12 protein-coding genes are annotated in these 11,046 nt (G+C 62.7%); 5 read left to right on the top strand and 7 right to left on the bottom strand.

From position 1 onward, the window contains the following. Nucleotides 1-75: 75 nt before the first annotated feature. Entirely contained in the window at nt 76-531 is a 456-nt protein-coding gene (ybgC, locus tag OVA00_RS22370) for a tol-pal system-associated acyl-CoA thioesterase (protein ID WP_034806232.1), read from the bottom strand. 124 nt (nt 532-655) lie between these two features. Here ybgC and OVA00_RS22365 point away from each other — a divergent pair, with 124 nt between their 5' ends. From OVA00_RS22365 to OVA00_RS22350, 4 genes are all read left to right on the top strand, one after another. After that, entirely contained in the window at nt 656-1,876 is a 1,221-nt protein-coding gene (locus OVA00_RS22365) for an NAD-dependent epimerase/dehydratase family protein (protein ID WP_034806229.1), read from the top strand. Continuing rightward, nucleotides 1,873-2,733, top strand: coding sequence for a glycosyltransferase (locus OVA00_RS22360; RefSeq protein ID WP_113187377.1), 861 nt, complete (start codon nt 1,873-1,875; stop codon nt 2,731-2,733). Before OVA00_RS22365 ends, OVA00_RS22360 begins: the two co-directional genes overlap by 4 nt. After that, the gene (locus OVA00_RS22355) at nt 2,730-3,620 is read left to right on the top strand and encodes an NAD-dependent epimerase/dehydratase family protein (RefSeq protein WP_268089630.1); all 891 of its coding nucleotides are present in this window, start codon (nt 2,730-2,732) and stop codon (nt 3,618-3,620) included. Before OVA00_RS22360 ends, OVA00_RS22355 begins: the two co-directional genes overlap by 4 nt. 178 nt (nt 3,621-3,798) lie before the next feature. Next, nucleotides 3,799-5,007, top strand: coding sequence for a hypothetical protein (locus tag OVA00_RS22350; protein WP_268089629.1), 1,209 nt, complete (start codon nt 3,799-3,801; stop codon nt 5,005-5,007). Nucleotides 5,008-5,132: 125 nt separating this feature from the next. Here the strand turns inward: OVA00_RS22350 and OVA00_RS22345 are convergent, their stop codons facing one another. From OVA00_RS22345 to ruvC, 4 genes are all read right to left on the bottom strand, one after another. Then, nucleotides 5,133-6,035: a metallophosphoesterase gene (locus tag OVA00_RS22345; protein WP_268089628.1), complete on the bottom strand. Its 903-nt coding sequence runs from the start codon at nt 6,033-6,035 to the stop codon at nt 5,133-5,135. Further along, on the bottom strand, nt 6,036-7,079 hold the full coding sequence (ruvB, locus tag OVA00_RS22340) for a Holliday junction branch migration DNA helicase RuvB (RefSeq protein WP_034806214.1): 1,044 nt from the start codon (nt 7,077-7,079) through the stop codon (nt 6,036-6,038). Nucleotides 7,080-7,175: 96 nt separating this feature from the next. After that, the gene (gene ruvA / locus OVA00_RS22335) at nt 7,176-7,793 is read right to left on the bottom strand and encodes a Holliday junction branch migration protein RuvA (protein ID WP_034806211.1); all 618 of its coding nucleotides are present in this window, start codon (nt 7,791-7,793) and stop codon (nt 7,176-7,178) included. A 66-nt stretch (nt 7,794-7,859) separates the two neighbouring features. Then, nucleotides 7,860-8,372, bottom strand: a complete 513-nt coding sequence (gene ruvC / locus OVA00_RS22330) for a crossover junction endodeoxyribonuclease RuvC (RefSeq protein ID WP_034806209.1) — start codon at nt 8,370-8,372, stop codon at nt 7,860-7,862. 170 nt (nt 8,373-8,542) lie between these two features. On the opposite strand from ruvC, the gene OVA00_RS22325 reads away from it, so the two are divergent. Next, the gene (locus OVA00_RS22325) at nt 8,543-9,544 is read left to right on the top strand and encodes an LLM class flavin-dependent oxidoreductase (protein ID WP_060518594.1); all 1,002 of its coding nucleotides are present in this window, start codon (nt 8,543-8,545) and stop codon (nt 9,542-9,544) included. Nucleotides 9,545-9,554: 10 nt separating this feature from the next. Here OVA00_RS22325 and OVA00_RS22320 read toward each other — a convergent pair whose 3' ends face one another. Together OVA00_RS22320 and OVA00_RS22315 are read right to left on the bottom strand one after the other, a co-directional pair. Next, on the bottom strand, nt 9,555-10,184 hold the full coding sequence (locus OVA00_RS22320; RefSeq protein ID WP_034806206.1) for an HAD hydrolase-like protein: 630 nt from the start codon (nt 10,182-10,184) through the stop codon (nt 9,555-9,557). Between the two features lie 71 nt (nt 10,185-10,255). Then, the gene (locus tag OVA00_RS22315) at nt 10,256-11,002 is read right to left on the bottom strand and encodes a YebC/PmpR family DNA-binding transcriptional regulator (RefSeq protein ID WP_043625539.1); all 747 of its coding nucleotides are present in this window, start codon (nt 11,000-11,002) and stop codon (nt 10,256-10,258) included. Nucleotides 11,003-11,046: the final 44 nt, after the last annotated feature.

Here is an 11,046-nt window from a genome sequence, read left to right as displayed (position 1 = left end):
AGTGAAAACGCGCGTCCACCAACGAAAAACGCCCCTGGAAGGGGCGCCGTGTCTCCGTTCGACTGAAGGAGAGCCCTAGCCCGCGCTCTCCTTCGCATGATGGAATTTGTAGGCGAGCGCCTCGGGCAGCCGCCGTGGCCGACCCTGGCCGTTGATCACGGCGATGATCACCTTGGCGGCGATCAGCAACTGCTCGCCGCGGCGGATCTCCTGCTGCAGCACCATCTTGGCGCCGCCGGCCTTCTCGGTGACGGTGGTAATCGTCAGGATGTCATCCATGCGCGCCGGCAGCTTGAAGTCGATCTCCATGCGATGGACGACGAAGACGAGGCCTTCGCTGTCGCCCTCGATCGCCAGCGTTGCCTGCTCGACGCCGAGCAGCCGCAGGAAATCGGTGCGGGCGCGCTCCATGAAATGCAGGTAGCGGGCGTGATAGACGACGCCGGAAAAGTCGGTGTCTTCGTAATAGACGCGCTGGATCAGCTGATGGCCGTTTTCGGTCAGTTCGCCTGCGAGCGAAATCAGGGACATACTTTTCTCCGAAAGAATTTCCCGTTTCCTGTGCAGGAACAAAAAGCCGTTTGCAAGCATTGCAGCCTTGTCACAATCCTATCCTATCACGTGACGGACTTCCTTTGCGATCAGGAGAACGTGCATGAAGATTGCGATTCTCGGCGGCGACGGTTTCGTCGGTTGGCCCACGGCCCTTCATTTGTCCGATGCCGGTCACGACGTTCATATCCTCGACAATCTCTCCCGCCGCTGGATCGACACGGAACTGGGCGTACAATCGCTGACGCCGATGGATTCGATCCAGGAACGCACGCGTATCTGGCATGCCGAAACCGGCCGGCGCATCCATTTCAACCTGATCGATCTCGCCCGCGACTACGAACTCCTGAAGAACTGGCTCGCCGACCATCGCCCTGACGCCATCGTGCATTTTGCCGAACAGCGTGCCGCGCCCTATTCGATGAAGAGCGACCGCCACAAGAACTACACGGTCAACAACAACGTCAACGCCACGCACAATCTTCTGAACGCGCTGGTCGAACTCAGCCTCGACGCCCACCTCGTGCATCTCGGCACCATGGGCGTCTACGGCTACTCCACCATCGGCGCGGCGATCCCCGAGGGCTATCTGCCTGTCGGCATCGAAACGATGGGCGGCGAGACCGTCAGCCAGGAGATCCTCTACCCCTCCAATCCCGGCTCGATCTACCACATGACCAAGTGCCTGGATCAGTTGCTCTTCCAGTTCTATGCCAAGAACGACGGGCTTCGGATCACCGACCTGCACCAGGGCATCGTCTGGGGTACGCATACCGAGCAGACGCGCCGCCACGCCCAGCTCATCAACCGCTTCGACTATGACGGCGACTATGGCACCGTGCTCAATCGTTTCCTCATCCAGGCGGCAATCGGTTATCCGCTGACCGTGCACGGCACCGGCGGCCAGACCCGCGCCTTCATTCACATCCAGGATTCGGTGCGATGCATCGAGCTGGCGCTCACGAACCCACCGGCGCGCGGCAGCCGTGTCGAGATCTTCAACCAGATGACCGAGACCCACCGGGTGCGCGATCTCGCCGAAATGATCGCCTCGATATCGGGGGCCGAGATCGCCCGGTTGCCGAACCCGCGCAAGGAAGCTGCCGAGAACGAACTCGTCGTGCACAACGAGAAATTCCTGAGCCTCGGTCTCAACCCGACGCGGCTGCAGGACGGATTGCTTTCGGAAATCGTCGATGTCGCCAAGAAATTCGCCTATCGTGTCGACAGAACGCGCGTGCCCGCCGTCTCCGCCTGGACCAAGGACATCGCGCCGCTGATCAACCACGACCCAGAGGGCAAGCGGCTGAAATCCGTTTCATGACATCGAACGATCCTTCGGAGGGGCTCCGCCCCTCCTCGCCTCCCCAAGCCGACCATGCCTATGTGACGCTCGTCACCAATGCCGATTATGCGCTTGGCGCCCGCGCACTGGCGCGCTCCATAACACGCACGGGCACGAAGGCCGATATCGTCGTGCTGCACACGGGCGGCGTTTCTGTCGATGCAATGGCGCCGCTTGCCGAATTCGGCTGCCGGCTGGTGGAGACCGACCTTCTGCCGCTTTCCGACGCCTTCAACGCGCGCCACCAGCGCCGGAACGTGCATGATAAGGCGCCCTTCACGAAAGGCCGAAAGCCCGACTTCCACTCGCCGCTCGACAACTTCTGCAAGCTCCGGCTCTGGCAGCTTACCGAATATCGGCGCTGCGTCTTCATCGACGCCGATGCGGTCGTGCTCCGGAACATCGACCGGCTGTTTGCCTATCCGGAATTCTCCGCTGCCCCCAATGTCTACGAAAGCCTTGCGGACTTTCATCGGCTGAATTCCGGCGTCTTCGTCGCCGAACCGTCAATGGCGACCTTCGACAGGATGATCACCCAGCTTGATGCGCCGGACGCCTTCTGGCCGCGCACCGACCAGACCTTCCTGCAAGCCTTCTTCCCGGACTGGCACGGTCTGCCAGTGACGATGAACATGCTGCAATATGTCTGGTTCAACCTGCCCGAACTCTGGGACTGGGGCTCAATCGGCGTGCTGCACTACCAGTATGAAAAGCCCTGGGAGACGGATCATCCGCGCCGGGAGGCCCTGCAGCCGCTTATCGATCTCTGGCATGGCTACCTGACAGGAGAGGATATTCCGGACATCGCATCGCTCACCAACCCGGTCCGCCGATGACCCGGGTGCTTGTCTCCGGCGGCACGGGCTTCGTCGGCCGCTTCATCGTCGAGCATCTGCTGCAGGCGGGGTACGAGGTTGTGATCGGCGGTCGCACGCGGGCCCCAAACACCTTCTTCAGCGGGCCTGTTGGTTTCGTGCCCCTGTCGCTCGATCCGACGAGCGATCACAGCGCGGCCTTTGGCAATGTCCAGTGTTTCGTCCATGCCGCCTTCCAGCACATCCCTGGCCGATATCGAGGCGGCGAAGGCGATGATCCCGAGAGCTTCCGCCGCGCCAATCTCGATGGTTCGGTCCGGCTTTTCGGAACGGCACGCGAACAGGGCGTAGGTCGCTGCATCTTCCTGTCGAGCCGCGCCGTCTACGGAACGCACCCAGCAGGCGCCGTGCTGTCGGAGGGATCGACCTGCCATCCCGAGAGCCTCTATGGCGCGCTCAAGCTTGCGGCGGAGCGGCAACTAGAACTGCTGGGCACGGACGACTTCAGGACAGCAAGCCTACGCGTCACCGGCGTCTACGGAGCACCGGGCAACGGGGCGTCGCACAAATGGCAGGCCCTGTTCGACGACTATCTGCAAGGCCGCCCGGTTGCACCGCGGGCCGGCACGGAAGTGCATGGCGACGATGTCGCAGCCGCCGTGCGCCTCGTGCTCGAAGCGGAAACGCGCCGCTCACCGGTTTCGGTCTTCAACGTCTCCGATATCCTCGTCGACAACAGCATCATTCTGGAAATCGTTCGCCAAATCACCGGTTGTATGAACGACCTGCCCGAACCGGCCGCATTGACCGAATTCAACGCGATGGACTGTGGCCGTCTGCGCGCGCTCGGCTGGACGCCGGGCGGGCTCCCGCGGCTGCACGATACGATCGAAAAGCTGCTCGGCTGAGACGCTGCGTAGAGCCGTTCTGTGTCGATCAAGGACTCCTTTAAGGAGTATTAATTTACAATTTAATACCCCAGGTTGCCGCCGAAAATCCGAGCTATGTTGGCTGCGCGGAACGGTTCCGGTCCGTGCAAAAGCTCAACCCTCCCGTCGATCGACGGCGCTTCGAAGGAAATCAATCATGCCTATCGAGACGTTGAATCCTGAAGTCTGGAAGCTTGTCGGCACTTTGAACGGTGAATGGAAAACGAATGGCGGCAAGGATTTCGGCTGGGGCACGGTCAAGACCTCATCGCAAACCTTGACTGCAAACGCCTTGCTTTCGGTCTACAAGCTGATGCGCGGCAACCAGAATCTGACGCGCGACTACTACCTCGTCGTCGGGGATGTCTATCACGGCATCCAGGGTTCGCCGTCCACTCCGTCGTCCAACTGGGTATCGGTCGGCTTTTACGCCAATCACATGAAGCTGCGCCTCGAGACGAACTCGCAGCAGGCGCGGCTCGTAACGTTCGGGCCGAACAGCACCGTCGAGCAAGCGACGATCAGTTTCTCGATCGGCGGCGAGCTCAGCGCCGAATACAGCAAGGAAGGCCCGAAGGGCGGCGCCTCGCTCAGCGCCAATGTCGGTGTCAGCTTCACGGCCTCCGAGGTTTCGTTTGCGGCACGCCCCGCAACGCAATCGATCGAGTGGCAGGCGAGATTGCCCCATGTCGGCTGGGTTTCGGCGGGAGTGCCGGCAAATCCCGGTCGCCCATCCTATGCCGGTTACATCTGGAATGCGGCCGCGATCATCGAGGTCCCGCAAGGCGCGACGCCCAACTTCAAAGGGCGCTTCGAAGTGGACTTCGAGTTCAATTGGACGCGCGGCATTCGCAAGCGGTCGTTCACGCCCGAGATCGATCTCGTCTACCAGTCCCTTACCAGGACGGGCACCAGCGACATCGAGGTTATTCCGCCGCTGCCGACGATACTGGAGACATTGCGCTCCCTCGCCTCTTCGACCGGTCGGGACGGCAAGACCGACACCTTCCTGGCAGCGCTGGAAAACTCTCGTGTGATCGATGCGCTCGGCGACAGCAATCTTGACCAGATCGTCATCGCGCCAACCAACCTGGCCGTCCAGACCTACTTCGACCAGCACCCGCAAATCGCGCTCGAGGCCGTTTCGCCGGCAAACCAGGCCTGGCTCGATAGCTGGATCGCCGAACGCATCATCAGCACACCGCCCGGCTCTGTTGAACTGGCAACACTCAGTGCGTCGGTAAAGAGCATGAGCGAGGGGGAATGGTACCAGTGCGCGGACGGCCTGCTGCTGGTCACCGACACCTATGAGGTGGCGTCCGGCCTGCGGGGCGCAGTGCGAAGCGGAGCCATCAGGGCCGCCTGACGCACCGTGACAAACGGGCGCCCTGCTCGGCTCAACAGAGCGGGCGGGCGGAAGCAAACAGGCCTGGCGTCGTCTTGATGCCAGGCTCTTTCAGCGCAAGACCGGACGAACCCGGAATTTGTCGCTCAGCCGAGATCGATCACCACGATCTCCGGCGGCATGCCGAAGCGAACCGGCGCAAGCGAGCAGCCGAGACCGCCGGAAACGATCAGATTGCAATCGTTCTCGGTCACATGGCCATAGGCGTAACGCTCGCCGAAACGCGAGGGCACGACCGGCGCATAGCCGAGAAACCGCACCTGGCCGCCATGGGTATGGCCTGACAGTGTCAGCGCGACACGCGACGGAACACGCGGGAAGACATCCGGCTCATGCGCCATGAGGATGACCGGATCGGTATCGCTCACCTGGGCGAGCGTACCGTCGAGATCGTCGAGACCGCTCATGCGCTTGCGTTGCCACTTCTTGCCGGGCACCAAGGCAAGCTGATCTTCGAGGCCAGCGATCCAGAAGCCCTGTCCCTCCTTCTCCAGTCTCACCGCCCGGTTGCTATAGACGTTGATGCCGACGTCCTGCAGCGCCTTGTGCCCGAAGGTCGGCCCACCGCCGTTCTTCTGCGCGGTCCGGTCTTCCCACCAGTCATGATTGCCCATGACCGCGTGGACACCGAGCGGCGCCTCGAGTGTGGCCAGCGCCTTCGACCATTCGCTGGAATGCACATAGCTGGTGACGAGGTTCATGCCGGCCACATAGTCGCCGAGCAGCAGCGTGATATCGCCGCCAAGGCTGTTGGCCTGCCGGCAGATCGAAGCGATACGCCTTGCCGGCATCCAGGGCTCGCACGCGTGGATGTCGGTGAGCACGACGGCGCGCAGCTTGAGGCCCGGTGTCCAATTGGGTGGCGTCAATTTGTATCGGGTGACGTTCAGCCGGGCCAGAGGTTCGACGGCAAAGGCGTAGCCGCCCAGTGCCGCCATGCTGACGACACCGCCGCCGATCAGTTTCAACAATCCGCGGCGGCTGATCATCTAGTCGTCGTCCTCTAATGTCAGGCGAAACTGGGTCGCCTCCATCTCCTTGGGGGGATTAAGGCCGATATGTTTCCAGGCATTGGCGGTCAAAATACGGCCGCGCGGCGTGCGTTGGATGAAGCCCTGCTGGATCAGATAGGGCTCGATGATGTCTTCGATCGCATCACGCGGCTCCGAAAGGCCCGCAGCGATGGTTTCGATGCCGACGGGACCGCCGCCGAAGTTCTGCGCGATCATGAAGAGGTAGCGCCGGTCGAGCTGGTCGAGGCCCATATTGTCGACGAGCAGCCGCGTCAGCGCCTCGTCCGCGAGCTCCTTGGTCACGGCTTCGGCACGCGCCACTTCGGCGAAGTCGCGCACCCGGCGCAACAGTCGGCCGGCGATGCGCGGCGTACCGCGGGCGCGGCGGGCGATCTCGCGGGCGCCGTCGTCGGTCATGCCGAGGCCCATCAGCCGGGCGCCACGCCGGACGATCGATTCCAGCTCTTCGACCGTGTAGAAATTGAGCCGCACCGGAATGCCGAAACGGTCGCGAAGCGGCGTCGTCAGAAGCCCGAGGCGGGTGGTTGCCGCCACCAGCGTGAACTTCGACAGGTCGATCTTCACCGACCGCGCCGCCGGGCCTTCGCCGATGATGAGGTCGAGCTGGAAGTCCTCCATCGCAGGATAGAGGATTTCCTCGACGGCCGGATTGAGCCGGTGAATTTCGTCGATGAAGAGCACGTCGCGCTCTTCGAGATTGGTGAGCAGGGCTGCGAGATCGCCGGCCTTGGCGATCACAGGGCCGGAGGTCGAGCGGAAATTGACGCCGAGCTCCTTGGCCATGATCTGCGCCAGCGTCGTCTTGCCGAGCCCGGGAGGGCCGACGAAGAGCACGTGGTCCAGCGCCTCGCCGCGATTTTTTGCCGCCTCGATGAAGATCTTCAGGTTGGCGCGCGCTTCCGCCTGGCCGGTGAAGTCATCCAGCGTCTGCGGGCGCATGGTCGCATCGAGGTCTTCACCGCGCTTTTCCGGCGTTATCAGGCGTGCGGCGTCAGTCATGCGTTCGTTCCATTCGGTCGGGCAGCTCAGCGCTGCAACCCGTCATCATGCCGGGCACGATGCGTTCTGCCTTCTGTGCCCGGCCAAGGCAAGCGTTCATCGCGCCAGTTCTTTCAGGCCAAGGCGAATGAGCTTGGCGCTGTCGCCGCCTTCGCCGCCGTTCTTCAAGGCCGCCGCAACGGCATTGGCCGCCTGGTCGCGCGAGTAGCCGAGATTGGTGAGCGCCGAAACCGCATCGGAAACCGGCGCGGAGGCGACGCCTTCGCCAAGCTCCTGCTTGAGGCCGATCGAGGCCGACATCTCGCCGGCGAAGGACGGCGCCTTGTTCTTCAGTTCCGTGACGATGCGCACCGCCACCTTGGGCCCGACACCGGGCGCACGGGAGACGGAGGTCTTGTCCTGCAGCGCGATCGCATTGGCCAATTCCCCCGGCGTCAGGGTGGAAAGCACGGCCAGCGCCACTTTCGAGCCGACCCCCTGCACGCTCTGCAACAGCCGGAACCATTCCCGCTCCAGCGCCGTCAGGAAGCCGAACAGCTTCAACTGGTCTTCGCGCACATACGTCTCGATGAAGAGCACCGCCGCCTCGCCCGCCGATCCGAGCCTGGACAGCGTGCGCGCCGAACAAAAGGCAACGTAGCCGACGCCGTGCACATCGAGCACGACGTGATCCTCGGCGATCTCGTCGATGGTACCCTTCAATTTGCCGATCATGTGGCGTCTCTCGCGGTGGGTTCTGGATGGTCATCGGACCATCGGAAATTATCGTGTCGGGCGCAACTACGCCATCAATGCGGCAAGCCGGCTCGTCACCGATTGCCGGTTGTGGGCATGGCAGATAGCGATCGCTAGTGCGTCCGCCGCATCGTTGCCCTTGAACTCGGCCTTCGGCATCAGAACCTTCAGCATCATGTGGATCTGCTGCTTCTCGCCATGGCCGACACCGATCACCGCCTTCTTGACCGCGTTCGGCGCATATTCGGCGACCCTGAGGCCTGCGCGCGCCGGCACCAGCATGGCGATGCCGCGCGCCTGGCCGAGTTTCAGCGTCGCTGTCGCGTCCTTGTTGACGAAGGTCTGCTCCACCGCCGCCTCGTGTGGCTGATAGCTGTGCACCACCTCGGCAAGGCCGTCATGCAGCTGGCAAAGTCTGGAGGCGAGGTCCATGTCGCCATCCGACGTCACCGTGCCCGAGGCGACGAAACGCAACGAATTGCCGAGCGTCTCGATGATGCCCCAGCCGGTACGACGGAGCCCCGGATCGATGCCGATGATGCGAATCGTGGTCTGCATGAATTTCACCCTATGATGTCAGTCCGGACGCTGCCAGCAAAAAGTGAACAAAACAAAAACATACGCACAGTTGAGGCGCGGCCTCAGGTTTTCTTCGGCACCGCCCTTGGATTGAGGAAAATTGAGCTTACATAGCCTTGCATCAATTTCTCTCAATAAAGGCCTTTGCCATGGCGACTTTCTCCGTCCTCGATCTTTCCCCGATCACTGAAGGCGGCAGCGTCGCCCAATCGCTGGAGAATTCGCGCCGTCTGGCCCAGGCGGCCGAGGAGAACGGCTACACCCGCTTCTGGCTGGCCGAACATCACGGCATGAAGGGCATCGCCAGTGCGGCGACCTCGATCGTGATCTCGCACGTGGCGGCAGCGACGAAGACGATCCGTGTCGGCTCCGGCGGCATCATGCTGCCGAACCACTCGCCGCTTGTCATCGCCGAACAGTTCGGAACGCTCGCCGCCCTCTACCCCGGCCGCATCGACCTCGGCCTCGGCCGTGCGCCCGGAACCGACATGCGCACCGCCCAGGCCCTCCGACGCAACATGGAGGCGAGCGGCAACAACTTCCCGAACGACGTCGTCGAACTGCAGGCACTGCTCGGCCCCGTCGCCGAGGACCAGAAGATCATCGCCGTGCCCGGCGCCGACACCAATGTGCCGATCTGGCTGCTCGGCTCAAGCCATTTCAGCGCCCATCTCGCCGGCATGCTCGGCCTGCCCTTCGCCTTCGCCTCGCATTTCGCGCCGGACATGCTGCTCTCGGCGCTGGAGATCTACCGCGAGCGCTTTACCCCCTCCGAGACCCTTGCCAAGCCGCAGGTGATGGTCGGCGTCATGGGAGTTGCCGCCGATACGGACGAGGAGGCGAACTACCTCTTCACCTCCATGCAGCAATCCTTCGTGGCCCTGCGCCGCAACGCGCGCGGGCAGTTTCCGCCGCCGGTCCAGTCGATGGATGGGCTCTGGAGCTATGACGAGAAGATCTTCGTCGACCATTCGATGATGTATGCGGTGGTCGGAGGGCCAGAGACGATCCGGCGCAAGATCGGGGCGTTCCTCGAGCAGACAAAGGCCGACGAACTGATCATCTCCATGCCGATCTTCGACATGCAGGCGCGGCTGAATTCGCTTCGCCTCTTCGCCGACGCCCAGCGCGATCTCGCCAAGGCGGCGTAAAGCCGGCCGATCAGATCGCCCCGAAGGCGGGTGCGATCTCTTCCAGATTGGCAAAGAACCGATCCGGCCCGAGCCCTTGCAGGAAGACCGGGTCGGCATAGCCCCAGGCAACCGCACCGGCCGCCACGCCCGCCTTTCGCGCCGCATCGATATCGCGCGCCTCGTCGCCGATCGCCAGGATGCGAGCCGCATCGAGACCGGAGTGCCGGATCGCACGCTTGAAGTGCTGTGCCTTGCCGAAAAGCGCGGCACCGCATTCGAAGAGATCTATCGTCGCTGCCGCTTCGCCGAGTGCGGCGCGAATACCCTGCTCCGCGTTCGAACTCACGATCGCAATGCCGATGCCCGCCGCCTTCAATTTCCAGAGAAGCTCAGCGGCGCCCGGAAACAGCCGGACGCTTGCCGCTTCAGTCGCCATAGCACGGCGCATGAAGGTGGCGATCTGCGGCAGTTTCCAAACGGGCACGCCGAGATGCGCGATGATCTCGCGGCTGCCCATGGTGCGCAACGACTGGAACTCCTCGACCGAGAGTTCGCGGAAGCCGTAGCGCCGTGCAGCCGCGTTGCACGCCGTCATGAAACTCGCCGCCGTATCGGCAAGCGTGCCGTCGAAATCGAAGATCGCGAATTCATAGGTCATCGGGCCATCCAAAGAAAAACCCGCGGCCTTTCGGACGCGGGTGAAAATTCTGCGAGCGATGGTCGTCCCAATCAGGCCGACAGCTTCGCCAGGATCTCGTCCGAGACTTCGAAGTTCGAATAGACGTTCTGGACGTCGTCGTCGTCTTCAAGGATGTCGATGAGCTTCATCAGCGACTGCGCCTTTTCTTCATCGACCGGAACGGTGTTCTGTGCCTTCCAGATCGCCTTGACCGTTTCGGCTTCGCCGAGCGTGTCTTCGAGCGCCTTGGACACTTCGCCGATCGCTTCGAAACCGCAGATGATCGTGTGGCCGTCCTCGTCCGTGGTGACGTCGTCGGCACCCGCTTCGATCGCCGCATCCATCACCTTGTCGGCGTCACCGACGGAGAGCTTGTAGGTGATCTCGCCGACGCGATCGAAGGAGAAGGAAACCGAGCCGGTTTCGCCGAGCGCGCCGCCGGCCTTGGTGAAGGTCGAGCGCACGTTCGAGGCGGTGCGGTTGCGGTTGTCGGTCAAGGCTTCGACGATGACGGCAACGCCGCCCGGGCCATAACCCTCGTAGCGGACTTCTTCGTAGTTCTCCGCGTCGCCGCCGGAGGCCTTCTTGATCGCCCGTTCGATGTTGTCCTTCGGCATCGACTGCGCCTTGGCGTTCTGGATCGCCAGGCGCAGGCGCGCGTTCATCGCGGGATCGGGCATGCCCGACTTGGCGGCAACCGTGATTTCGCGCGCGAGCTTGGAAAACATTTTCGAGCGCACCGCATCCTGACGGCCCTTGCGGTGCATGATGTTCTTGAACTGTGAATGGCCAGCCATGGCACCCTCTGCATGCATTAATTTGAATGGAATGGGGCGCCTTA

Source organism: Ensifer sp. SL37 (genome assembly GCF_026672675.1).
GTDB classification, from domain to species: Bacteria; Pseudomonadota; Alphaproteobacteria; order Rhizobiales; family Rhizobiaceae; genus Ensifer; species Ensifer adhaerens.
Note: the sequence above shows the minus strand (reverse complement) of the source record. Positions and strands in the feature narration are given on the sequence as shown.